Source organism: Streptomyces sp. MGP-P1 (assembly GCF_057766565.1).
The window spans coordinates 1,163,191-1,186,131 of record NZ_JBYMEM010000001.1 but is presented as its reverse complement, the minus strand read 5'-3'; the positions used below and the strand labels follow the sequence as shown (position 1 = coordinate 1,186,131).

The 22,941-nt window shown below is 70.6% G+C and carries 21 protein-coding genes; 18 read left to right on the top strand and 3 right to left on the bottom strand.

The annotated features are described in order from the left end of the window. Positions 1–156 precede the first annotated feature (156 nt). The 8 genes from AC3CH1_RS05330 to AC3CH1_RS05295 all read left to right on the top strand — a co-directional run bounded on the left by AC3CH1_RS05330 (position 157) and on the right by AC3CH1_RS05295 (position 10,656). Positions 157–3,231 (top strand): non-ribosomal peptide synthetase, encoded by a 3,075-nt coding sequence (locus AC3CH1_RS05330; RefSeq protein ID WP_488461789.1) that lies wholly within the window; start codon positions 157–159, stop codon positions 3,229–3,231. Positions 3,232–3,238: 7 nt separating this feature from the next. Next, a complete protein-coding gene (locus tag AC3CH1_RS05325) occupies positions 3,239–4,030 on the top strand; it encodes a leucyl/phenylalanyl-tRNA--protein transferase (RefSeq protein WP_488461788.1) in 792 nt (263 codons plus the stop codon). Positions 4,031–4,187: 157 nt separating this feature from the next. Next, entirely contained in the window at positions 4,188–4,961 is a 774-nt protein-coding gene (locus AC3CH1_RS05320) for an N-acetyltransferase (RefSeq protein ID WP_488461787.1), read from the top strand. 79 nt (positions 4,962–5,040) lie between these two features. Further along, on the top strand, positions 5,041–6,093 hold the full coding sequence (locus AC3CH1_RS05315; RefSeq protein WP_488461786.1) for a methyltransferase: 1,053 nt from the start codon (positions 5,041–5,043) through the stop codon (positions 6,091–6,093). Beyond that, complete coding sequence (locus AC3CH1_RS05310; protein WP_488461785.1) at positions 6,090–7,877, top strand: acyl-CoA dehydrogenase family protein; 1,788 nt, start codon at positions 6,090–6,092, stop codon at positions 7,875–7,877. The genes AC3CH1_RS05315 and AC3CH1_RS05310 overlap by 4 nt, the downstream gene beginning before the upstream one ends. A gap of 26 nt (positions 7,878–7,903) precedes the next feature. Beyond that, positions 7,904–8,572, top strand: coding sequence for a thiaminase II/PqqC family protein (locus tag AC3CH1_RS05305; RefSeq protein ID WP_488461784.1), 669 nt, complete (start codon positions 7,904–7,906; stop codon positions 8,570–8,572). Between the two features lie 103 nt (positions 8,573–8,675). After that, positions 8,676–9,905, top strand: coding sequence for a cytochrome P450 family protein (locus AC3CH1_RS05300; RefSeq protein WP_488461783.1), 1,230 nt, complete (start codon positions 8,676–8,678; stop codon positions 9,903–9,905). A gap of 190 nt (positions 9,906–10,095) precedes the next feature. Further along, entirely contained in the window at positions 10,096–10,656 is a 561-nt protein-coding gene (locus AC3CH1_RS05295) for a pyridoxamine 5'-phosphate oxidase family protein (protein ID WP_488461782.1), read from the top strand. Here the strand turns inward: AC3CH1_RS05295 and AC3CH1_RS05290 are convergent. Continuing rightward, entirely contained in the window at positions 10,607–11,197 is a 591-nt protein-coding gene (locus tag AC3CH1_RS05290; protein WP_488461781.1) for a TetR/AcrR family transcriptional regulator, read from the bottom strand. The two genes, AC3CH1_RS05295 and AC3CH1_RS05290, sit on opposite strands and share 50 nt — an antisense overlap. 94 nt (positions 11,198–11,291) lie before the next feature. Between AC3CH1_RS05290 and AC3CH1_RS05285 the strand changes: the two genes are divergently transcribed. From AC3CH1_RS05285 to AC3CH1_RS05265, 5 genes are all read left to right on the top strand, one after another. Continuing rightward, complete coding sequence (locus AC3CH1_RS05285; protein ID WP_488461780.1) at positions 11,292–12,680, top strand: MFS transporter; 1,389 nt, start codon at positions 11,292–11,294, stop codon at positions 12,678–12,680. A gap of 130 nt (positions 12,681–12,810) precedes the next feature. After that, a complete protein-coding gene (pcaDC, locus tag AC3CH1_RS05280) occupies positions 12,811–14,118 on the top strand; it encodes a bifunctional 3-oxoadipate enol-lactonase/4-carboxymuconolactone decarboxylase PcaDC (protein ID WP_488462154.1) in 1,308 nt (435 codons plus the stop codon). Between the two features lie 12 nt (positions 14,119–14,130). Further along, positions 14,131–14,784: an MBL fold metallo-hydrolase gene (locus AC3CH1_RS05275; protein ID WP_488461779.1), complete on the top strand. Its 654-nt coding sequence runs from the start codon at positions 14,131–14,133 to the stop codon at positions 14,782–14,784. 42 nt (positions 14,785–14,826) lie between these two features. Further along, on the top strand, positions 14,827–15,606 hold the full coding sequence (locus tag AC3CH1_RS05270) for an exodeoxyribonuclease III (RefSeq protein ID WP_488461778.1): 780 nt from the start codon (positions 14,827–14,829) through the stop codon (positions 15,604–15,606). An 86-nt stretch (positions 15,607–15,692) separates the two neighbouring features. Beyond that, positions 15,693–16,430 (top strand): Clp protease N-terminal domain-containing protein, encoded by a 738-nt coding sequence (locus AC3CH1_RS05265; protein WP_488461777.1) that lies wholly within the window; start codon positions 15,693–15,695, stop codon positions 16,428–16,430. A gap of 137 nt (positions 16,431–16,567) precedes the next feature. Here AC3CH1_RS05265 and AC3CH1_RS05260 read toward each other — a convergent pair whose 3' ends face one another. Then, positions 16,568–17,347 carry an SDR family NAD(P)-dependent oxidoreductase gene (locus tag AC3CH1_RS05260; RefSeq protein ID WP_488461776.1) on the bottom strand — a complete coding sequence of 260 codons (780 nt, stop codon included), beginning with the start codon at positions 17,345–17,347 and terminating at the stop codon, positions 16,568–16,570. A gap of 109 nt (positions 17,348–17,456) precedes the next feature. On the opposite strand from AC3CH1_RS05260, the gene AC3CH1_RS05255 reads away from it, so the two are divergent. The 5 genes from AC3CH1_RS05255 to AC3CH1_RS05235 all read left to right on the top strand — a co-directional run bounded on the left by AC3CH1_RS05255 (position 17,457) and on the right by AC3CH1_RS05235 (position 21,299). Beyond that, positions 17,457–17,897, top strand: coding sequence for a DUF6278 family protein (locus AC3CH1_RS05255; protein WP_488461775.1), 441 nt, complete (start codon positions 17,457–17,459; stop codon positions 17,895–17,897). Positions 17,898–18,067: 170 nt separating this feature from the next. Then, positions 18,068–18,811, top strand: a complete 744-nt coding sequence (locus AC3CH1_RS05250; protein WP_361875023.1) for an amino acid ABC transporter ATP-binding protein — start codon at positions 18,068–18,070, stop codon at positions 18,809–18,811. A gap of 13 nt (positions 18,812–18,824) precedes the next feature. Next, positions 18,825–19,754: a glutamate ABC transporter substrate-binding protein gene (locus AC3CH1_RS05245; RefSeq protein ID WP_488461774.1), complete on the top strand. Its 930-nt coding sequence runs from the start codon at positions 18,825–18,827 to the stop codon at positions 19,752–19,754. A gap of 16 nt (positions 19,755–19,770) precedes the next feature. Beyond that, positions 19,771–20,415 carry an amino acid ABC transporter permease gene (locus tag AC3CH1_RS05240; RefSeq protein ID WP_488461773.1) on the top strand — a complete coding sequence of 215 codons (645 nt, stop codon included), beginning with the start codon at positions 19,771–19,773 and terminating at the stop codon, positions 20,413–20,415. After that, on the top strand, positions 20,412–21,299 hold the full coding sequence (locus AC3CH1_RS05235; protein ID WP_488461772.1) for an amino acid ABC transporter permease: 888 nt from the start codon (positions 20,412–20,414) through the stop codon (positions 21,297–21,299). The genes AC3CH1_RS05240 and AC3CH1_RS05235 overlap by 4 nt, the downstream gene beginning before the upstream one ends. A 32-nt stretch (positions 21,300–21,331) precedes the next feature. Here AC3CH1_RS05235 and AC3CH1_RS05230 read toward each other — a convergent pair whose 3' ends face one another. Further along, entirely contained in the window at positions 21,332–22,927 is a 1,596-nt protein-coding gene (locus tag AC3CH1_RS05230) for a CocE/NonD family hydrolase (RefSeq protein WP_488461771.1), read from the bottom strand. Between the last annotated feature and the right edge of the window lie 14 nt (positions 22,928–22,941).

Below are 22,941 nucleotides of genomic sequence, written 5' to 3'. Positions count from 1 at the left end.
CATTCCACTCCCTGGCCGGAAAGAGCAACGAAACGCGATGCGATTCGCGTGCCCTTTTCATGCTCCGAAACGGAGTGAGATCTCAAGAAGTCGCCATTCCTGTGGTGCTGCTGATGCTTTACCGGATGTGCCCGCGCTATTGATCGAGGGGGACCCATGGAAAACAACAGCAAGACGCTGGTTCACGAGCGATTCGCACGGCGAGCCGCCTCCTTGCCGCACGCGATCGCGGTGGAGCAGGGAGATGTGCGGATCACGTACGCCGAACTGGACTCCTTCGCCGCCCGGCTGGCGGGCCGACTGCGATCCCACGGTGTCGGCAGGGGGTCCGTGGTCATGGTCCATCAGGAGCGGTCGATCGGCCTGGTGGCGTCCCTGCTCGCCACGTTGAAGGCGGGTGCGGTGTATCTGCCCCTGGAGCCGGGCCTGCCCGCCGATCGCGTCACGGCGTTCCTGGAGGAGACGGGCTGTGCCGCCGTTCTCACCGGACCGGGCGGCCCGGATCGCTTCGGTGTGCCCGACCTGCCGGTTCTGCGGGTCGACGCAGTCGGCGGAGCGATTTCCCCGGACCCGGAGTACGCCCGCGAACATGCGGCGTACGTCCCCGAACACGCGGCGGCGGAGGGAGCGGACTGCGCGTACATCATTTACACGTCGGGCTCCACCGGGGCTCCGAAGGGCGTGAGGGTCGCCCATGCGTCGCTCGCCCACCTCTTCGACGAGATCAACGAGCGCTACGGAATCGGTCCGGCGGACCGGGTACTGCAGTTCGCCTCCGTCACCTTCGACACCTCCATCGAGCAGATCCTCGTCGCGCTGCTGAACGGGGCGACACTCGTCCTCCCCGATCGCCCCTGGGCCCCGAGTGAACTCGCGGACGAGTTGATCGAGCGCCGCATTAGTGTCATGGACCTGACCCCTTCGTACTGGCGCACCTTCCTGTCCGAGCTCGCGAACAAGCCGGCGCGGCTTCCGGTCCGGCTGACGATCGTGGGCGGCAGCGCCGTCCACGCCGAGGACTGCAGGACCGCGCTGCGCCTCCTGCCGAACTCGCGCCTGGTGAACGCGTACGGACTGACCGAGACGACGATCACCTCCTGCACGATGGAGATCACGCCGCAGGTACTGGCCGACCGGGGCCCGGCCCCCATCGGACGACCTCTGCCGGGCACGGTCGTCCACGTCCTGGACGAGGACATGCGCCCGGTCCCGCCGGGGCGCCACGGCGAGCTGTACATCTCCGGACCCGGTGTGGCCCTGGGCTACTTGACGGACGAGGCGACGCGGGCGCGGTTCCTGGACGATCCTCACGCCGAGCGGGCCGGGGCGCGGATGTACCGCACCGGGGATCTCGGCGGCTGGACGCACGAGGGAGACCTGGAGATCGTGGGGCGGGCCGACCGCCAGATCAAGGTGCGGGGCTTCCGCGTGGAGCCGGAGGAGATCGAGGCCGTCCTCGCAGCGCACGAGGGGGTCGCGGACGCCGCGGTGAAGACGTACAGCCGTCGCGGCGAGTCCGAGATAGCCGCGTACTACGTCGAGGCGGCCACCACCGGCGACCGGGAGGCGCTCGGCCCGCGGGAGTTACGTGCCTTCGTCGCCGATCGGCTCCCCGGCTACATGGTGCCGTCCGCGTTCGTGCGGCTCCTCGACATGCCCGTGAAGACCAACGGCAAGGTCGACCACGACGTCCTGCCCGATCCGATGGCGGGTGCGACGCCGCGACCGACCCCTCCCGCGACCGACCCGGAGCAGCCGTCCGGCGTGATCGAAAGGGCCGTGGCCGGAATCTGGCGTCAGGTGCTCGGCACGGACCATGTGGAACCGTACGACAACTTCTTCGAACTGGGCGGGAACTCGATCCTCGCCGCCCAGCTCCTCGCCAAGGTCCGGGCCTCCCTGGGCATCATGATCACCCAGGTCCGTCCGCTGATCCGGCTGCTGCTCGACGACGCGACCCTGCGCGGTTTCGCCGCCGCCGTCGAGTCGGCCAGGGCCGGAACCTTCTCCGGCGACGACGCGAAGGCCGTGGACTTCGCCGCCGAGACCGTGTTGGACGTCCCGGTCGACCGGTCACCGGCCGCCCCCGCCTCCTGGGACCGGCCCGCCCACATCTTCCTCACCGGCGCCACCGGGTTCCTCGGCGTCTATCTGCTGCGTGAGCTGCTGGCCACCACCGACGCCACCGTGCACTGTCTCGTCCGCGCCGACAGCGACACCCACGCGATGGACCGGATCCAGGCGAACGCCCGGCACTACTTCGACGACGACCTCGCCGGACACCGTGCCTCCGGGCGGATAGCCGCCGTCCGGGGAGACCTGGCCGAACCGCGGCTGGGCCTCTCGGAGGACGACTTCGACCGACTCGCCGGCCTCGTCGACGTCATCCACCACCCGGGTGGGCTCGTCAACTTCATCTACCCCTACACGCACATGCGCGCGGCCAACGTCGACGGCACGCGCGAGATCATCCGCCTGGCCGCTCGCTACCGCAATGCCCCCGTCCACTACACCTCCACCATGGCGGTGATCTCCGGCTTCGGCACCGCGGGCGTCCGGCACGTCACCGAGCGGACGCCCGCCGCCCACGTCGATCACCTGTCCGTCGGCTACGTGGAGAGCAAGTGGGTCGCCGAGGAGCTGCTGCGCAACGCCGCCGAGGCAGGTCTTCCGGTGGCCGTCTACCGGGCCGCCGACATCTCCGGCGACCGGGAGACCGGCGCGTGGAACACGGCCACCGAGATGTGCGCGATGAAGAGGTTCATCGTGGACACCGGCACCTCTCCGATCGCCGAACTGCCCCTCGACTACACGCCCGTGGACTGTTTCGCCGCGGCCGTGGCGCACATCGCCCGGCGCCGGCTGCCGACCGGCGAGGTCTACCACCTCACCAATCCGGGCAAGGTCAACGTCGCCGTGCTCACCGACCGGCTGCGGGCCCACGGGCACACCCTCCGTGACGTGCCCTGGAACGAATGGCTCGACGAGGTGGTCAGGATCGCGGTGGAGCAGCCCGACCACCCCATGACCCCGTTCGCCCCGCTCTTCATCGACCGGTGTGCCACGGGCGTGATGAGCGTGGCGGAGATGTACCTCGAAACGACCTTCCCGGTCTTCACCCGGGACAACGTCGACGAGGCCCTGCGGGGCAGCGGCATCGAGATCCCACCGGTCGACGGCGAGATGCTCGACCGCTACATCCGGTATCTGACCGACATCGACTTCCTGTGAGGCCGGCATGTTGATAGCGAGCCTGCCCCGGCCCTGGTCGGCCTGGGAAGTACTGGATCTGGATCTGACCCGCGCGCCCGCCGAGGGACCGGTGGCGTTCGGCGACGACCTGAGCCCGCAGGGTCTGCTCAGCGCCTATCGCCAGGGGCTGTACCCCTTTCCCGCCGAGAGCCCCGAGCACCGGCTGTTCAACGAGATGAGTTACGAGCCCGACGTGGCGGCGGGGCGGGTGAAAGTGTTCGCCGGCTCCCAGGAGCCCTTCTCGGTCGCCTGGTGCTCTCCCGACCCGCGCCCGCTCATCCCGGTGGACCGGCCCCACATCCAGCGCAGTCTGCGCCGGCAGCTGCGTGCCGCGACGAACTGGACGACCACCGCCGACGTCTGCTTCGAACGCGTCGTCTCCCACTGTCGGGAGGGCCGCTCCGAGCGCTGGCTCACCGACCGGCTGCTGGCCAGCCTGTGCCGGCTGCACGCGTGCGGTTACGCGCACAGCGTCGAGGTCTGGGAGGACGGCGAGCTGGTCGGAGGCACCTTCGGCGTGCGCGTCGGCCCGGTCTTCAGCGCGGACTCGCAGTTCACCCTGCGCAGCGGGGCGGGCAAGGTCGCCGTCGCCGAACTGACACGGCGCTTCGCGGAGGCCGGCGGCCTCGCCATCGACGTACAGCACGACAGCGACCACGCGCGGCTGCTCGGAGCCCGCCCGGTTCCGCGGTCGCGGTATCTGGAACTCCTCCGTACCCCGCACGACGGTACGGCCCTGGCCACCGGCCCGCAGCCCGCGCGCCGACTGGCCGACTGACGCGGGCCGTCGCCGGGCGCCGCCCCCCCACCAGCCGCCGTACGACGTCACGAGCCGGCGTGACATCGCGCGCCTCGGCACGGCCCCGCACATCACCTCGGCACGGCCCCGCACGTCGCCACCTTTTGCGGCACGACCTCACCTCAGGAGATTCGCCATGCCCATCAGCACCGGTACCGCCGCACTGCACGTCGCCACTCTCGCCGAACGCCCCGACCTGGAGTCGGCCCTGCTGACGATGGAGTCGTCCTGGCCCGCGTACATCGCCCCCGACCCGATGCTGGTCCACTGGGCCTTCGAACGGCACAAGCGGCACCAGCTCGTGCTCTTCGACGACGACGGCACGGTCGTCGCCCGTGCGGTCAGCGTGCCCCTCAATTGGGACGGCGAACCGGACACACTGTCCGACCGGGGCTGGGACGAGGCGCTCCGCCAGTGCATGTCCGACACCTTCTCGGACCGCGCCCTGGACACCCTGTGCGCGATGGAGATCGCCGTGGTTCCCGGCCGCAAGGCGCAGAACCTGTCCGCACGTGCCCTGGACGCACTCAAGGACCACGGGCGCCGGGAGGGGTTCCGGGATCTGGTGGCTCCGGTGCGGCCCAGCCTCAAGCACCGCCACCCGCAGCTCTCGATGGACCGGTACGCCCGGCGCACACGCCCCGACGGACTGCCCGAAGACCCCTGGCTCCGCGTGCACGTACGCGCGGGCGGCCAGGTGCTGAAGGTCTGCCCGGTCTCCATGACGATCTCCGGCAGCCTCGCGCAGTGGCGCTCCTGGACCGGGCTGCCTTTGGACCGCGGCGGCCCCGCCGAAGTGGCCGGCGCCCTGAGCCCGGTCGTGGTGGACCTGGAACGCGATCACGCCGTCTACATCGAGCCCAACGTCTGGATCCGGCATCCCCTGGCCGGGCTGCCCCCGTACGCGTAGGCAACCCGCCACCGCGCTCACTTCCTATCCCTCACCCCCTTTGGCCTCGCCGAGGCCCGACCACGAAGGACGCATCCTGATGACCGAGATCGTGAACGACTCCGCCGAGAAGATGGACCTGCGCGCCGCGCTCATCGAGAAGATCGGCGGATACATGACGGCCCACGCGATCGGTGTGGTGGCCGAGCTGGGGATAGCCGACCTGATCAAGGACGAGGCGCGCGCCGTCGACGAGCTCGCGGCGGAGAGCGGCACCCACGAGCCGTCGCTGCGCCGCCTGCTGCGCACCCTCACGGCCGTCGGGCTGGTCACCGAGCCCGAGCCCGGGCGCTTCGCCCTGACCGACGTCGGGTCCCAGCTGCGTTCCGACTCGCCCGACTCCCTGCGGGCGTTCTCCCGGATGTTCTGCCACCCCATCCTGCTCAGCGCCTGGCAGGGGCTCGGCCACTCCGTCACGACGGGGGAGCGGGCGTTCGACCACGTCCACGGCAAGAACTTCTACAGCTACGTCGCCGATCAGGGTGATGCCAACCGGCTGTTCAACGAGGCGATGAGCGAGGAGTCGAGGATCGCCGCCGGGCAACTCGCCGCCGGGTACGACTTCTCCCACGCCAAGAAGGTGATCGACCTCGGGGGCGGCGACGGCACCCTGCTGGCGGCGGTCCTCTCCACCCAGCCCCATCTGCGGGGCATCGTGTTCGACAGCGCGAGCGGCGTCGCCGAGGCGCCCGAAGCGCTGAAGCGGGCGGGCGTCGCGGACCGCTGCGAGGCGCTGGCGGGCGACTTCTTCCAGGACATCCCTCAGGACGGCGACCTCTACATCATCAAGAGCGTCTTCCAGGACTGGAGCGACGAGGACTCCCGGGCGCTGCTGCGCTCCTGCCGCTCCCAGATGCCCGATTCGGCCACCTTGCTGATCGTGGGCTCCGTGCTCCCCGAGACCGCGTCCACGGACCAGCCGATCATGTTCTTCACGGACCTGAACATGCTGGTCAACACGGGTGGACGGGAGAGGACCGAGAGCGAGTTCCGCGCGATGCTCCAGGAGACCGGATTCGATGTCCGGTCCGTACGACTGGGTGCGGCGGGGCCGCTGTCGATCATCGAGGCCGTGCCCGCGGTGGCGCTGTGACGGCGTCGGACTTCGGCGCGGAGCTGTTCCTCGGACGGCTCCGCGCCGGCCTCCTCACCGTCGTCTCCGATGACCCGAGACGTCTCGCGCCCGAGGACGAGGAGTTCCTCGCCCGCCTGCGGGACTTCTGCGAACAGAAGGTGGACGGCGACCTCATCGAACGGGAGGACCGCATCCCCGACGCGGTCGTCGAGGGGCTGAAGGACATCGGCGCCCTCTCCATCAGGATCCCCCGGGCGTACGGCGGCCTCGGGCTGTCCGGCATGTGCTATTTCCGGGCGCTGATGATCGTCACCACCGCGCACTCGGCGATCGGCGAACTGCTCGCGGCACACCAGGCCATCGGGCTGCCCCAGCCGATCACGCTGTTCGGCACCGAGGAGCAGAAGCGGGCCTTCCTGCCGCGCTGTGTCCGGGAGATCTCGGCGTTCACGCTCACCGAGCCGGACATCGGCAACGACCCCTTCCGGATGCGCACCACGGCCGTCCCGGAGCCCGGGTCGGGGACGTACACGCTCAACGGGGTGAAGCTCTGGGCGACCAACGGAGTGATCGCGGACCTGCTCGTGGTGATGGCCATGGTGCCGGCCTCGGGCGCGGGACCCGGCGGGATGACCGCGTTCGTGGTGGAGGCCGACTCCCCGGGGGTGACGGTGGAGCACCGCAGCTCCTTCCTCGGTCTCCGGGGCCTGGAGAACGGCGTCATCCGCCTGCACGACGTCGTCGTTCCCTCGGGCAACCGCATCGGTGCCGAGGGGGCGGGGCTGGACATCGCGCTCGCGGCGCAGGACACCAGCCGGCTGTCGCTCCCCGCCGTGTGCGCGGCCGCGGCGAAGTGGAGCCTGAAGATCGCCCGTGAGTGGGCCGGGGTACGGGTGCAGTGGGGGCGGCCGATCGGTGAGCACGACGCGGTCGCGGGGAAGCTGTCGTTCATCGCGTCCACCGCGTTCGCGCTGGAGGCGATGGTGGAGGTCACCGGGCGCCTCGCCGAGCTGGGCGTCGCCGACACCCGTCTCGACGCGGAGCTGGCCAAGCTGTACGCGTCGGAGCAGGCGTGGCTGGTCGCCGACGAACTCGTGCAGCTCCGCGGCGGCCGCGGCTACGAGACGGCCCGGTCGGCGGCGGCCCGGGGGGAGCGCGGTGTGCCGGCGGAACAACTGCTGCGGGACCTGAGGATCGGACGGATCTTCGACGGCTCCACCGAGGCCCTGAGGACCTTCATCGCCGCGTCCGTCATCGAGAACCACCGCGCCGAGGACAGGACGTCGGCGGAAGCCGGCGGCACCGACCGGCAGGAGGCCCGCGGAGCCGCACCGGAGCACCTGACCGGACATCGGCGCTTCGTCGAGGAGGCCGCACGCGAACTGGCCCGGTCGGTCGGGACGTACGCGGAACAGCCGGACGCCCGACTCGAGCACCAGCAGCGGCAGCTGGGGCGGATCGTCGACATCGGGGCCGAGCTGTACGCGATGACCGTCACCTGCGCCTACGCCGAAGCCCTGACCGGACACGGCGAAAGCCCCGCCCGGTTGGCCGACGCCTTCTGCGCCCGGTCCCGGCTGCGCGTCACGGAGCTTTTCGGACAACTGGAGAGGAACACCGACGCCCGGGACCGGGCGATCGCCCGCCAGGTGCTCGACGGAGGCTTCGGCTGGCTGGAGGACGGTGTCCTCGACCCCTCCACCGACGGCCCCTGGATCGCCGAACCGAAGCCGGGACCGGCCACCGGCCGCAACCTGCGCCGCAAGATCCCGGCGCCCCGGCAGGACGGCGCGCACCACTGAACCCGACCGAGGACAAGGAGAGTTCGATGTACGACACCTACGTCACGGACCTGATCGCGTCGGCGCGCCAACAGATGGCGGGCCCGGTGGCCGGCAACCGGTTCCTCGACCTGCTCGAAGCGGGACTCCTGCCCGAGGCGAGGCTCGGCACGCTGGCCGGTGAGCTGTACCGCCTGGTCCGCAGCGATCTGCGCAGTTGCGCCCTGCTGGCTTCCCGCTTCCCCGCCCCGCCGGCCGGTGACCTCTTCCTGTCGATGGCCCAGGGCGAGGGGGAGGCACTGCGGCTGCTCCTCGACTTCGCCGCCGCGCTCGGCATGGACGAGAAGCAGTTGGCGGCCCACGAGCCGAGCCCGCTCGCCCAGGCCTACCCCGCCTATCTGACGCAGACCGCGCTCCACGGCACGCAGAGCGACATGGCCCTGGCCCTGCTGGCCAACGCGGAGGAGTCGGGCCGCCACTACGCCCGCGCGGCGGACGCCCTGCGGTCGCGGTGCGGCTTCAGCGACGTGTCGGTCGGCCACTTCCTCTACTTCGCCGACACCCCGCAGGAGCTTCTGGACCAGGCCGCGGACGTGCTGAGGGAAGGTCTGGGCCGGGGTGACGACCCCACGGAGGCCCTGCGTACCGCCCGCATGGTCCACGGCTACGAAGCCCTGTTCTGGAGCAGCCTCACCGAGGGCATCGACTCCGACTGACGGCCCGTCACCGGGCCGTCACCGAGCCGCCGTCAGGGCGCCGTCGACGGTCGCCCCGTATCCGGCCCGGACTCGATGAACCAGCCAATCGCAAGGGAGACACATGATCGGCTTCAGCGCGCCCGCCACCACGGCCCTGGACAGCTCGGGAGGCCCCTGCATGTACGCACAGGTCGACCGCCTGCGGGAGATGGGCCCCGCCGTCCCCGTCGAACTGCCCGAAGGGGTCAGAGCCTGGTCGGTGACCCGGGGAGACGTCGTCAGGCTGCTGCTGACGCACCCCGGCGTTTCCCGGAACCTCAAGAAGAACGTGCCGGAGTACGAGCCGGGATCGGTGCCCTGGCTCTCCCCCTGGGTGGACGTGGACTCCATGGCCACCGCCGAGGGCAGGGACCACGCCCGGCTCCGCCGACTGATCACGCCGGCGTTCACCCCTCGACGCGTCGAGGCGATGCGGTCCCAGGTGCGGGCCATCGTGTCGAGGCTCCTCGACGAACTGGAGTCGGGGCCCGGCGGCGAGACCGTGGACCTGCACCGGGCCTTCTCCTACCGCGTGCCGACCGAGATGATCTGCGACCTGTTCGGAGTGCCGCGCGAGCAGCGCGGTGAGGTGCTGGACCTGTTCGTGGCCGTCGGGCAGACCGACGTCAGCGAGGAGGAGTCGCTCGCGATCAACGACGACCTCGTGACGACGATGCGTACCCTCATCGACGCCAAACGCGGGGAACCGGGGGAGGACCTGACCAGCTTCCTCCTGGCCGCCCGAGAGGTGGACAACGACCCCCTCACCGAACATGAGCTGATATCGACCCTGCTCCTGATGCTCGGCGGCGGGAGCACCACCACCATCAACCTCATCGACCACACGGTGCGTGAACTCCTCGCCCACCCCGATCAGTTGCGCACCCTGCGGGAGCGGCCCGACCGGTGGAACGACGCGATCGAGGAGTCGCTGCGCGTCCACTGCCCGGTGATGCATCTGCCCATGCGCTACGCCGTCGAGGACATCGACCTCGGTGACGGGATCGTCATCCGGTCCGGTGACGCCATCCTGATCTGCTACGGAGCCCACGGCCGCGACCCCGGAGTCCACGCGGACCCGACCGCCTTCGACATCGACCGCGCGGACAAGGACCACCTCGCCTTCGGGCTCGGCGCCCACTTCTGCCCCGGTTCACATCTCGCCCGGCTGGAGGCCCAAGTGGCCCTGCCCGCGCTGTTCGACCGGTTCCCCCGGCTGGAACTCGCCATCAGGCCCGAGGAGACGGAGCACGAGCGCACCTTCATAGGCAACGGGATCACCGCGCTGCCCGTCCTCCTGCACCACACCTAGGTCCTGTCGTCGAACTGCCGTCGTCACCCGGCGGGCGGCCCCGCGGGGCAGACGGCAGCTTGACGACGGGGCCCAGGGCCCGCCGTTCCCCCAGTAGTCCTCGCCCCACTCGTAGCCCTGGAGAGACGCCGCGATGCCTGACCGTACCCAGCAAGACCCTCCGCGCGTTTCCGAGGCGGAGCTGGAGAGCATGACCAACCGGACCGTGGCCCTCCTCGACCGGGCGCGCTACCTCAACCTGGCGACGGTGTCGCCGGAGGGGCGCCCCTGGGTGGCGACCCTGGAGTACGCCTGGCTCGGGGATCCGCTGCGCTTCCTGTTCGGCTCGGCGACCGGCTCCCGGCACAGCCGCTCCATCGCGACCTCGCCGGGGATCAGCGGATCGCTCTTCGTCGCCGGGGACGCGGCCGGGCTGGACGTCGCCGCCGTCGACGGGGCCCAGTTCACCGGGGTGTGCTCCGAGGTCGCCGCCACCGACCTGGAGCCGTACCACTCCGTGTTCTACGCAACCGTCTTCCCGGACGAGCGGGAGCGCGCGCAGTGGATGCTGCCGCCGTCGGCGCTGCGCGCCCCGGCCGAACACCGTCTCTACCTGGTCGAGGTGGACCGGTGGTGGCTGATCGACACCCGCACGTGGGAACAGGACCGGGTCGACCGCCGTGCCGAACTGCCCGCCGTCGCCTTCGGCGGCGCACCGCACCTCACCCCCGGGCCACGGGTGCGTAAGCGCCCAGAATCGTCTCGGCGATGAGGCGGGGGGCGTCCGACCGGTCCAGCCGACCGCCGGCCACGTCCGTCGCCGCGCCCTTGATGATGTGGTGCAACGCGCTCGCCAGCCAGTCCGCCGGAAGGTCCTCGCGGAAGACGCCCTCCGCCTGCCCCCGGGCGATCAGCTCGCCCACCCGCTGCTCGGGTTTGGCATGCAGATCTCGCACCAGCGCGGGGGGCAGGCTGGACTGCGCCGCTTCGAGGACCGCGCTGGACTGGGCGATCAGCAGCCAGCTCGATGCGATCAGCCCGCGTAGGGCCTCCCGCGGATCGCCCGTGAGATCCAGTTCGCCCAGAACCTCGTCGCCGTCGTGGAGGAGCCGCGTCAACGCGGCCTCGATCAAGGCGTCCCGGGACGGGAAGTGCCCGTACAGCGTCACCCGTCCCACTCCGGCGGCCCGGGCGATCTCGATCACGCTCGCGTCCGGGTCGCGCGCCAGGCTGGTGATCGCCGCCTCGACGATCTTCTCCAGATTGTGCCGAGCGTCGGCCCGGCGGGCGGACTTGGTCACTGTGCGCGACATGCAACCCCTTAAGTCAAACACCGTTGTATGGGTTATAGTACGCGACAGAACTCGAACACACCTGTTTGACTTAACTTGAAGGGGGCGGACCGTCATGACCGAACCCATGGCTTCCACCACTCCAACCTCCACACCCGACCCCCGGCGCTGGAAGATCCTCGGAATCGTCGGCGTCGCGCAGCTGATGCTGATCCTGGACGTCACCGTCGTCGCCATCGCCCTGCCCCACATGGGCGCGGAGCTGGGGCTGGAGCGCGAGACGCTCACCTGGGTCGTCAGTGGCTACACCCTCGCCTTCGGCGGCCTCCTGCTGCTCGGAGGCCGCGCCGCCGACCTCTTCGGCGCCCGCCGCCTCGTGCTCCTCGGGCTGGTGCTGTTCACCGCCGCCTCGCTGGTCGCGGGGCTCGCCACATCGGGACCGATGCTGCTGGGGGGACGCGTCGTCCAGGGTCTCGCCGCGGCCATCCTCTCCCCTGCCGCACTGTCACTGGTCGTCACCACCTTCGAAGGCGACGAGCGGAACAAGGCGCTCGGCATCTGGTCCGCGCTGGGCGGCAGCGGTGCCGCGCTGGGGGTGCTCCTCGGCGGGGTGCTCACCGCGGGGCCGGGCTGGCCCTGGGTCTTCTACATCAACATCCCGGTGGGGCTGATCCTGTTCTTCACGCTGCGCACGCAGCTCCCGCCGCAGCCCCGCGCCACCACGAGCGGTCGCCTCGACGTGCCGGGCGCCATCCTGGTGACCGCGGCCACCGGAACCCTGACCTACGCCCTCATCAGGGCCGGGGACAAGGGGTGGGCCACGCTGACGACCGCGGGTCTCCTCCTCGCCGCGGCGGTGCTCTACGCAGCCTTCGTCGTTCGCCAGCGCACGGCCCGGAGCCCGCTCATGGACGTCAAGCTGCTGATCCGTCGGCCGGTCGCGGCCGGCACCGTCCTGATCCTCGTGGCCACCGCTCTGATGATCATGGTCTTCTTCCTCGGGACGTTCTACCTCCAGGACCATCGCGGGTACGGAGCTCTCGCCACCGGCCTGCTCTTCCTTCCCGTGGCGCTGGCGACCATGATCGGGGCGAACGGGGCGGGGCGCGTCATCGGCCGCACCGGACCCCGTGTGCTCGGCGTGCTCGGACTCCTGCTGGCCGCCGTCGGCATGGCCGTCCCCGCGCTCCTGGACGGGACCCTCGCGATGGTGATCGGCGTCGGGCTCGCCGCCGCCGGCACCGGAGTGGTGTTCGTGGTCGCGTCGGCCACGGCCCTGGGGCAGATCGAACCCCACGAAGCCGGTCTGGCCTCGGGAATCGTCAGCACCTTCCACGAGTTCGGCGCCTCGCTCGGGGCAGCCGTGGTGTCGAGCATGGCCGCGGCCAGCATCGCGGGAATCGACTCCTCGGGCTTCTCGCGCGGCTTCACCACCGGTGCGGTCGTCGCCGTCGCCGCCGCTGTCCTCGCGTTCTTCATCACGCCGAATCCACGCCCCGCGTAGGCACGGGGGACCAACAGGGTCGCCGGTGGGGAAGGTCTCCCACCGGCGACCCCGGCGTGCGGCGACTCCCCTGCGGCAGGGGGCGTCGCGGGGCGGGTCGGCTTCCCCCGGCGACGTGCGACCGCGCGGGATGTGGGAGCGTGGGCGGGTGAGTGAGACGGCGACTGAAAACATGCAATACCGCTTCGACGGACCAGAAGACGCTCCTGTCCTGGTGATCGGGCCCTCCCTCGGCACGACGTGGCACATGTGGGACCGACAGATACCCGAGCTGTCCCAGCACTGGCGGGTCTTCCGCTACGACCTGCCCGGCCACGGCGGCGCCCCCGCGCACGCCGCCGCGTCCGTCGCCGATCTGGCCGACCGGCTGCTCGCGACGCTGGACGGACTCGGCGTCCAGCGCTTCGGCTACGCCGGCTGCTCGATCGGCGGGGCCGTCGGCGCCGACCTGGCCCTGCGCCACCCGCACCGGGTCGCCTCGCTGGCGCTCATCGCCTCCTCGCCCCGGTTCGGCACGGCCGACGAGTTCCGCCAGCGCGGCGTGATCGTCCGCACCAACGGCCTGGAGCCGATGGCCCGCACCGCGCCGGAGCGCTGGTTCACCCCCGGCTTCGCCGCCGCGCAGCCCGCCATCGTCGAGTGGGCCGTGCAGATGGTCCGCACCACCGACCCCGGTTGCTACATCGCCGCCTGCGAGGCGCTCGCGGCGTTCGACATCCGCGGCGCGCTGGGCCGGATCGGGGTTCCCACCCTGGTGCTGGTCGGGGCGGAGGACCAGGTCACCGGTCCCGCCGAGGCCCGCACGCTGGTCGCCGGGATACCGGACGCCCGCCTGGCGCTCGTCCCCGGGGCCTCGCACCTCGCGCCGGTCGAGCAGCCCGCCGCCGTCAGCGACCTGCTGCTGATGCACTTCTCCACCGCCTGGCAGCAGGACACCTCGGCGGCTATCCCCGTGCTGCCGCTCGTCCCCGGGCCCGCGACGGCGACCGCCCCGTTCGCCCCGGTGGCCGAGATCGCCCCGGCCGCCGCGAAGCCCGAGACCTCCGCGCCGACGCCGGACGACCGGCACGAGCAGGGCACGAAGGTACGCCGAGAGGTGCTGGGGGACGCCCATGTCGACGCGGTGAACGCCTCGGCCGACGGCTTCACCGAGGACTTCCAGGAGCTGGTCACCCGGTACGCCTGGGGCGAGGTCTGGAGCCGTGACGGCCTCGACCGCCGCACCCGCAGCTGCATCACCCTCACCGCGCTCGTCGCCTCCGGCCACCTGGAGGGCCTGGCCGCCCACACCCGCGCCGCCCTGCGCAACGGCCTGACGCCCGCCGAGATCAAGGAAGTTCTCCTCCAGACCGCCGTCTACTGCGGACTCCCGGCCGCCGGAGCCGCGTTCGCCGTCGCGCAGAAGGTGATCCAGGAGGAAACCACGCCGCCCGCGTAGCAGGATGGAGCCATGAACGCATCGCCTCGAACACTCACCCTCACCAAGAAGACCCACTCCTGCGTCCGCGTCGAGAAGGAGGGGCGGGTCCTGGTCATCGACCCCGGGGGCTTCTCCGAGGACGACGCGGCGCTCGGCGCCGATGTCGTCCTGGTGACGCACGAGCACCCGGACCACTTCGACGAGGCGCGGCTGCGGGCGGGCCTGGAGGCGAATCCGGCGGCCGAGATCTGGACGCTGCGCAGCGTGGCCGACCAGCTCTCGGCCGCCTTCCCCGGGCGGGTCCACACCGTGGGCGACGGGGACGCGTTCTCCGCCGCCGGATTCGACGTCACCGTGCACGGCGAGCTGCACGCGGTGATCCACCCGGACATCCCGAGGGTCACCAACGTCGGCTTCCTCGTCGACGGTTCGGTCTTCCACCCCGGCGACGCGCTCACCGTTCCCGACCGCCCCGTCGACACCCTCCTGCTTCCGGTCATGGCCCCCTGGAACAAGATCTCCGAGGTCATCGACTACGTGCGCGAGGTCAAGCCGCGGCGGGCCATCGACGTCCACGACGCCCTGCTGACCGATCTGGCACGGCCGATCTACGACAACCAGATCGGGGCCCTGGGCGGCGCGGACCACGGTCGGCTGGCGCCGGGCGGGGTCACCGAGCTGTGAGCCCCCCGGCGACTGTCAGTGGGAGCCGCTAGGTTGGCTGCCATGCGCATCGCCACCTATAACGTCAATTCGATCACCGCCCGGCTGCCGAGGCTGCTGGCCTGGCTGGAGAGCAGCGGCACCGATGTGCTGTGCGTCCAGGAGACCAAGTGCGCGGCGGAGCAGTTCCCCACCGCCGCGCTCGCCGAGCTGGGCTACGAGTCCGCGGTCAACGCCACCGGCCGGTGGAACGGGGTCGCGCTGCTCTCCCGCGTCGGCCTCACCGACGTCGTCACCGGGCTGCCCGACGGCCCGGAGTACGACGGGGTGCAGGAGCCCCGCGCGATCTCGGCGACCTGCGGCCCGCTGCGCCTCTGGTCGGTGTACGTGCCCAATGGCCGCGAGGTCACGCACGAGCACTACGCGTACAAGCTGCGCTGGCTGGAGGCCCTGCGGAAGGCCGTGGCGGCGGACGCCGCGAAGGCCCTGCCGTTCGCGGTCCTCGGCGACTTCAATGTGGCCCCGACCGACGAGGACGTCTGGGACCCGGCGCTCTTCGTCGGCGCCACGCATGTGACGCCCGCCGAGCGCGCCGCCCTCGCGGCCCTGGAGGCGGAGGGGCTGAGCGAGGTCCTGCCCCGCCCTCTCAAGTACGACCGCGCCTACACCTTCTGGGACTACCGCGAGCTGAGGTTCCCCAAGAACAAGGGCATGCGGATCGACCTCACCTTCGGCAACGCCCCGTTCACCGCCGCCGTCAAGGACAGCTACGTCGACCGCGAGGAGCGCAAGGGCAAGGGCGCGTCGGACCACGCCCCGGTGGTCGTCGACCTCGATCTCTGAGCCGGGGCCTCGGGGGCCGGAGGCCGCACCGACTGTCCTGACAACTCAAGGTTGACACCGCCTGGGTGTCAACCTACGGTTGTCACATGACGCAGCCTCTTCCTGTCACCCCGTCCGTGCGCCTCGACGATCTGATCGAGGCCATCAAGCAGACCAACGACGACGCCCTGGAGCAGCTCTCCGGTGCGGTGCTCGCGGCCGACCACCTCGGAGACGTGGCCGACCATCTCATCGGCCACTTCGTGGACCAGGCCCGGCGCTCCGGCGCCTCCTGGACCGACATCGGCCGGAGTATGGGGGTCACCCGTCAGGCCGCCCAGAAGCGCTTCGTGCCCAAGAAGGGCGGCGGCTCCTCGGACCCGGACCCGAACGAGGGCTTCAACCGCTTCACCCCGCGCGCCCGCAACGTGGTGGTCGCCTCCCACAACGAGGCCCAGGCCGCCCGGCACGCCGAGATCGTCCCGGCCCACCTGATCCTCGGCCTGCTCGCGGAGCCCGAGGCCGTCGCCGCCCGCGTCCTCGCCGGGCAGGGCGTGACGACGGACGCGCTGCGGGCGGCGGCGACGGCCGTGCTGCCCGCGGCCGTGGCCGAGGCGCCCGAGCTGATCCCGTACGACGCGGACTCCAAGAAGGTCCTGGAGCTGACCTTCCGCGAGGCGCTCCGGCTCGGCCACAGCCATGTGGGCACCGAGCACCTCCTGCTGGCCCTGCTGGAGTTCGAGGACGGCTCCGGCGTGCTCACCGGCCTCGGTCTGGACAAGGAGGCCGTCTCCGCCGCGGTGGAGCGGGCGGTCGGCGAGGCGGCGCAGGCCCTCGGGCAGTAGAAGCCCCGAGTTCCCTCACGACGGGCGGCAGGCGGCGGGCGACGGGCCCGGCGCACCGACGACCGGCCACCGAGAGCCCGCCGCCCGGGCGCACGGTGGTCGGTCGCCGAGGGCCCGCCGCCCGGGCGCACCGGTCCTCAGTGCACCGAGAACCCGCCGTCCACGAACACCGACTGCCCCGTGACGTACGCCGAGGAGCGCCCCGCCAGGAACACCGCGGCCCCCGCGAAGTCCTCCGCGAGGCCGTTGTGGCCGATCAGGGTCCGCGCGGCGAGCGCCGCCACCTTCTCCGGGTCCGAGGCGAGGTGCTCGTTCAGCGGAGTCAGCACGAACCCGGGCACCAGCGTGTTCACGGTGACGCCGTGCGGGGACCACGCCTCGGCCTGGGAGCGGGCCAGGGACTCCAGGCCGCCCTTGGACACCCCGTACGCGCCGCTGTTCACGAAGGCCCGGTGTGCCTGCTGCGAGGTGACGTGGATGATCCGCCCGTACCCGCGCTCGGCCATGCCGGGCCCGAAGCGCTGCCCCAGCAGGAACGGCGCCTTCAGGTTCACCGCCATCGTGGTGTCCCAGACGTCCTCGCCCAGCTCGCTCATCGGCGGGCGCAGATTGATCCCGGCACAGTTCACCAGGATGTCCGGCTCCCCGAACGCCCGCACGGCCTCGTCCGCCCCCGCGCGCACCCCCTCGGTGGTGCTCAGGTCCGCGCTCACCCAGGCGGCCCGGCACCCCTCGGCGGTCAGCTCGTCCACGGTCGCGCGCAGCTCGGCCTCCCGGCGGGCCACCACGACGACGGCCGCGCCGGCCCGGGCCAGGGCGCCGGTGATCCCCCGGCCGATGCCGGAACTGCCGCCGGTGACCACCGCCACCCGGCCTTCCAGCGAGAACAGTTCCGAAACGTAAGCGTGTGCACTCATGTGCGTACTTTAGATATCTGCTCGGATCCCCGGCCGGGGCAGGGTGGGGGATCGGTGAACGCCGCGCGCCCTGTGGTGCGGAACCCGGCCGGGGTGGGACCCTAGTGGTATGAACATCCCTTTCTTGGACAACTGGCGTAAGCGTCAGGGGGGTACGCATGCGGGCGCACTCGCCGCAGCCGTCGAGGCAGACCCCGACGGTGTGGCCGAACTGCTCGCCGAATGCGAACTGCTGCGCGTCAGGGCGGGGCAGCAAGGACTCGAACTCGACGACACACCCGCCTCGTTGGCCGCGCTCGACCAGTTGCCGCCCCGCTGGCGCGACGACCCCGAGGAGCTTCCCTGGCTCGGCAACGACGCCGGTCTCTACCTCGGCACCGTGATCGTGCGGACCGTTCCGGGCGCGGCGTGGGACGTCTGGCCGAGCGGTCAACCCGTGGTGCGGCTGGAGTCCGGGCGGGAGATCGACGTCGTCGCGGCCGGACTCGACTGGGCGATGGCGGGCAGCCCCGAGCTCTCCCAGGTGTACGCGGAGTCCGCCGAGAACTGAGCGGCCAGGGCCTCCCGTCCCGATCAGGTCGGGCTCGCGGGCTCCGCTCTCCTCGCCTAATCCAGTTAAAAAGCCTTTTGCGCCATTTACGCGTGTCGGGTGCGAAGTCCCTTTTCGCGATGGATAGTTTGCGCTGACCTCGACACAGCGACAAGTGGGTAGGGCAGCGCATGGCCGTCGATCCGTTGATCGAACTGAGGGACGTCAACAAACACTTCGGAGAGTTGCACGTACTTCAGGACATCAATCTCACCGTCGGCCGCGGGGAGGTGGTGGTGGTCATCGGCCCCTCCGGCTCAGGGAAATCCACCCTGTGCCGGGCGATCAACCGGCTGGAGACGATCGAGTCCGGCAGCATCACGATCGACGGCAGGCCCCTCCCCGAGGAGGGCAAGGGCCTGGCCCAGCTCCGTGCCGAAGTCGGCATGGTCTTCCAGTCGTTCAACCTCTTCGCCCACAAGACCGTGCTGGACAACGTCTCGCTGGCCCAGCTCAAGGTCCGCAAGCGCAAGAAGGACGAGGCCGACCGGCGCTCCCGTGAACTCCTGGAGCGCGTCGGCCTGGCCGCCCACGCGGACAAGTTCCCCGCCCAGCTCTCCGGCGGCCAGCAGCAGCGCGTGGCCATCGCCCGCGCCCTGGCCATGGACCCCAAGGCGCTCCTCTTCGACGAGCCCACCTCCGCGCTCGACCCGGAGATGATCAACGAGGTGCTGGAGGTCATGCAGCAGCTGGCCCGGGACGGCATGACCATGGTCGTGGTCACCCATGAGATGGGCTTCGCCCGCTCCGCGGCCAACCGCGTGGTGTTCATGTCCGACGGCTGCGTCGTCGAGGACCGCACCCCGGAGGACTTCTTCACGTCCCCGTCGAGCGACCGCGCCAAGGACTTCCTGTCCAAGATCCTCAAGCACTGAGGGGAGGCATTCCATGTTGCGTACGAGGAACACGCGTACGGGCAGGGTCGTCGCCCTCGCGGCCGGTCTCCTGCTCGCCGCACTCGCCGCTGGCTGCGGCAAGGAGGGCAGCCCGCCGGTCAAGGGGCCAAAGGCCGAGGCGCTGCCTGTCTACCAGGTCGACACCGGCTTCGAACTGCCCGACTCCCGCACCTGGACCAAGGCGAAGAAGCGCGGCTATCTGGTGGTCGGCGCCAAGGAGGACCAGCCGTACCTGGGGGAGAAGGACCCGGCGAGCGGGGTCTACTCCGGGTTCGACATCGAGATCGCCCGGATGATGTCGGCCTCGCTCGGCTTCGACCCGAAGACGATCCGCTTCCGCACGATCGCCTCCGCCAACCGCGAGACGGCCCTGCAGAACGGCCAGATCGACTACTACGTCGGCACCTACACCATCAACGACATGCGCAAGAAGCTCGTCGGCTTCGCCGGCCCGTACTACATGGCGGGCCAGGGCCTGCTGGTGCGCACCGACGAGAACGACATCGACGGGCCCGAGGACCTGACGGGCAAGACCGTCTGCTCGGCGGCCGGCTCCACGCCCTACCAGCGCATCGCCGCCGACTACCCCGGGGCGACGCTCGTCGCGTACGACACGTACTCGATCTGCGTCGACAACCTCCTCACCTTCCAGGTCGACGCCGTCACCACCGACGACGCGATCCTGCTGGGCTTCGCGGCCAAGGCGCCCGACGAGATGAAGGTCGTCGGCAAGCCCTTCTCCGAGGAGCCGTACGGCATCGGTGTACCGCGCGACGACAACGCCCTGCGCGACGCGCTCAACGACGCGCTGGAGGCCAACGAGAAGGACGGCAACTGGAAGAAGGCGTACGAAGCGACGCTGGGGCTCTCCGGAGCGCCCGCGCCGACCCCGCCGCCCATCGACCGCTACCCGGCGAACTGAGGGGACGGCCCCACCCATGGACGTACTGACAGAGAACTTCTCCCTCTACGGCAAGGGCTTCCTCGGCACCGTCGAGCTGACCGTCTACGCCTCCGCGCTGGCGCTCGTCCTCGGCTTCCTGATGGCGTCCTTCCGGGTCGCGCCCGTCGGCTCCTTCCGGGTGCTGGGCACGGTCTGGGTCACCGTGCTCCGCAACACCCCGCTGACGCTGCTGTTCTTCGCGGTCCTGCTCGGCCTGCCCCGCTTCGGGCTCGTCCTGCCGTTCCAGGTCTTCGCGGTGCTGGCGCTCGGCTGCTACACCTCGGCCTTCATCTGCGAGGTGCTGCGCTCCGGCATCAACACCGTGCCCCAGGGCCAGGGCGAGGCCGCCCGCAGCCTCGGCATGAACTTCGGCCAGACCCTGAGCACCGTGGTGCTGCCGCAGGCGTTCCGGTCGGTCATCCCGCCGGTCGGCTCGACCCTGATCGCGCTGGCGAAGAACTCCGCGATCGCCGGAGCGTTCAGCGTCACCGAACTCCTCGGCACCTACAAGACGCTCAACGAGCTGGGCTACAGCATCATCTGGTCCTTCATCTGGATCGCCGTCGGCTACCTGATCATCACCCTGACCATCAGCGCGGTGTTCAACGTGATGGAGAAGCGCTGGGGAGTGGCACGATGACCAAGACCCTCACCCGCAGGCCCACGCTCCCGGCGGCCACCGCGCTCTACGACATCCCCGGCCCGGTGACCCGCAGACGGCACCTGATGTACGGGATCGCCTCGACCGTGGTGATCCTGGCGCTGTTCGGCTGGATCGTCTATCTGCTCTTCGACACCGACCAGTTCACCGCCGAGAAGTGGACGCCCTTCGCGTACAAGGGCATCCAGGAACTGCTCCTGCGCGGCCTCGGCAACACCCTCAAGGCGTTCGCGTACGCCGCGGTCCTCTCGCTCCTCCTCGGCGCGGTCCTGGCGGTCGGCCGGCTCTCCGAACACCGCGTGCTGCGCTGGATCTCCACCCTGCTCGTCGAGTTCTTCCGGGCCATGCCGGTGCTGGTGATGATCTTCTTCATCTTCGTGGCGCTGAAGGTCCAGCCGCTGCCCGCCCTGGTCGCCGGGCTGACGCTCTACAACGGCTCCGTCCTCGCGGAGGTGTTCCGCACCGGGATCAACTCCGTGGACCGGGGCCAGCGCGAGGCGGCGTACGCGCTCGGCATGCGCAAGACACAGGTCACCACGTTCGTCCTGGCTCCCCAGGCCGTGCGCGCGATGCTGCCGACCATCATCAGTCAGCTGGTGGTCGCGCTCAAGGACACCTCACTGGGCTATCTGATCACCTACGAGGAATTCCTCCACGCCGGAAAGCTGATCGCGTCGAATCTCGACTACGATCTTCCCTTCATCCCCGTCGTGATGGTGATCTCTCCGATCTACATCGGGATGTGCATGCTGCTCTCGTGGTTCGCCACCTGGGTGGCCCGTCGTCAGCGGCGCAATCCGAAGACGGAGGCGGTGGGGGTGGCCCCGGCCGAACCGGGGACGCTGCTGCCGGGAGGACAGTAGCCGGGCCCTGCCCGCCCGGCAGCAGTCGGTGATCACTTCTCGCGCAGCGGGACCGAGAGATGACTCGGGTCCGTGGAGGGCGAGGAGAAGGTCAGCTGCGCGCCGGTCGGGTTGTGCTCGATGTACAACGGATCGACGGTGTCGATCACCAGGGCGAGCCGGTGACCGGCCGGGACGTCGTAGGCCGTGGAGTACAGCTCCAGGTCGACGGGGAACGGCCGGCCCGGCGTCTGCCCGTGGAAGGTGTACGGAGCGTTGCTGACCAGTCTGCCGATGCCGAGCGGGCCCACGTCGTAGAGATACGCGACGAGGGTGCCGCTCGGCTTCGTGGCGGTGACCGTGGTGTGCAGCGCGGACGTGCCCCGGATCCGCTGCTCGGTGGCGTACCGCTCGGACTGCCACACACTCGCGAAGGTGCGCGGCAGCAGGGGCACGGAGACCGTCGGCGGCAGCTTCAGGAACTGGTCCAGCGCGTTGGACAGGATCGCGATGCCGCCGTTGGCGCCGGAGTCGACGTTCGCCCACACCTTCTTGGTGCCGTCCAGCGGGATCCGGTTCTTCACCGCGCCGACGGACTTCCAGTCCGGGTAGCCCTCGTATCCCTTGTCCGTACGGGACTTGAGCTGGACCGGCTGCTCGGTGTCGATGCCGTTGCGCTCGCCCCGGAGATAGCGGTCGAACCAGCGGCGGGTGCTCGTCCAGGTGTCGTTCGGCAGCCCGAGCAGGCCGGTGGCCTCGGCGGTGGCGTGGTCGCCGGGGCGGAACTCCAGCCGCTTGGGGCCGGTGAGCTTGTCGTAGAACGAGGCGTACTGGTTGGGCGGGAAGATCGTGTCGCCCCAGGCGTTTCCCATCATGATCGCCGCGCCGTTGGCGTTGATCCGGTCCAGATACGTCGCGGGGGAGCGCTTCTTCCCCCAGGCGATCATCTCCGGCTCCTTGTCCAGGTTGGAGCCCAGGAAGTCCTTGAGCGTCCGGTTGAGTTCGTCGCCGGGGCGGCCGGTGACCAAGCCCGCGCCGCCGAGCAGGGCGGCGGCCTGGAGGTGCTGGGTGCGCCCGCTGTAGATCGAGTCGATCAGGTCGGCCCAGCCGCTGAGCGCGGCCACCGCCTTGATCCGCGCGTCGTGCCCCGCCGCCAGCAGGCTGATGCCCGCCCCGTAGGAGACGCCGCCCATGCCGACGCGGTCCGGGTCGGCGGAGGTGTGTTCCAGTGCCCAGTCGATGACGGCGGAGGCGTCCGCGATGTCCGGCGGGCCCGCCACCTCGATCTCCCCACCCGATAGCCAGAAGCCGCGCGAGGTGTAACTCACCACGACGTAACCGGAGTCGGCGAGCTTCTGGGCCTGGGCCAGATACTCGATCTGCGGCATGGCCCAGCTCGTCGGGAAGACGATCAGCGGATGCTTCGTCCCGGCCGCGGCCCCGGCGGGCGTGAAGACGTTGCCCTTCAGGGTGATGCCCCCGGACCCGGGGATGTCGTGGAACGTCAGGCCCTGGGCGGTCGCGCCCGCGGGCACGGTGCCGGGGGCCGCCGTCGCCGCCGGAGCGGTGCCGAGCGCGGCTCCGGTGAGCAGGACGACGGCGGTGGTGATCGAAGCGGTGGTGCGCAGTGCCGGTTTCGGACGTACCACGGGTCACTCCTCAC

Bases quoted from the DNA above. Each gene is read 5' to 3' on its own strand.
- AC3CH1_RS05330 (WP_488461789.1), top strand. From the start codon at position 157: ATGGAAAACAACAGCAAGACGCTGGTTCACGAGCGATTCGCACGGCGA.
- AC3CH1_RS05325 (WP_488461788.1), top strand. From the start codon at position 3,239: ATGTTGATAGCGAGCCTGCCCCGGCCCTGGTCGGCCTGGGAAGTACTG.
- AC3CH1_RS05320 (WP_488461787.1), top strand. From the start codon at position 4,188: ATGCCCATCAGCACCGGTACCGCCGCACTGCACGTCGCCACTCTCGCC.
- AC3CH1_RS05315 (WP_488461786.1), top strand. From the start codon at position 5,041: ATGACCGAGATCGTGAACGACTCCGCCGAGAAGATGGACCTGCGCGCC.
- AC3CH1_RS05305 (WP_488461784.1), top strand. From the start codon at position 7,904: ATGTACGACACCTACGTCACGGACCTGATCGCGTCGGCGCGCCAACAG.
- AC3CH1_RS05300 (WP_488461783.1), top strand. From the start codon at position 8,676: ATGATCGGCTTCAGCGCGCCCGCCACCACGGCCCTGGACAGCTCGGGA.
- AC3CH1_RS05295 (WP_488461782.1), top strand. From the start codon at position 10,096: ATGACCAACCGGACCGTGGCCCTCCTCGACCGGGCGCGCTACCTCAAC.
- AC3CH1_RS05290 (WP_488461781.1), bottom strand. From the start codon at position 11,197: ATGTCGCGCACAGTGACCAAGTCCGCCCGCCGGGCCGACGCTCGGCAC.
- AC3CH1_RS05285 (WP_488461780.1), top strand. From the start codon at position 11,292: ATGACCGAACCCATGGCTTCCACCACTCCAACCTCCACACCCGACCCC.
- pcaDC (WP_488462154.1), top strand. From the start codon at position 12,811: ATGTGGGAGCGTGGGCGGGTGAGTGAGACGGCGACTGAAAACATGCAA.
- AC3CH1_RS05275 (WP_488461779.1), top strand. From the start codon at position 14,131: ATGAACGCATCGCCTCGAACACTCACCCTCACCAAGAAGACCCACTCC.
- AC3CH1_RS05270 (WP_488461778.1), top strand. From the start codon at position 14,827: ATGCGCATCGCCACCTATAACGTCAATTCGATCACCGCCCGGCTGCCG.
- AC3CH1_RS05265 (WP_488461777.1), top strand. From the start codon at position 15,693: ATGACGCAGCCTCTTCCTGTCACCCCGTCCGTGCGCCTCGACGATCTG.
- AC3CH1_RS05260 (WP_488461776.1), bottom strand. From the start codon at position 17,347: ATGAGTGCACACGCTTACGTTTCGGAACTGTTCTCGCTGGAAGGCCGG.
- AC3CH1_RS05255 (WP_488461775.1), top strand. From the start codon at position 17,457: ATGAACATCCCTTTCTTGGACAACTGGCGTAAGCGTCAGGGGGGTACG.
- AC3CH1_RS05250 (WP_361875023.1), top strand. From the start codon at position 18,068: ATGGCCGTCGATCCGTTGATCGAACTGAGGGACGTCAACAAACACTTC.
- AC3CH1_RS05245 (WP_488461774.1), top strand. From the start codon at position 18,825: ATGTTGCGTACGAGGAACACGCGTACGGGCAGGGTCGTCGCCCTCGCG.
- AC3CH1_RS05240 (WP_488461773.1), top strand. From the start codon at position 19,771: ATGGACGTACTGACAGAGAACTTCTCCCTCTACGGCAAGGGCTTCCTC.
- AC3CH1_RS05235 (WP_488461772.1), top strand. From the start codon at position 20,412: ATGACCAAGACCCTCACCCGCAGGCCCACGCTCCCGGCGGCCACCGCG.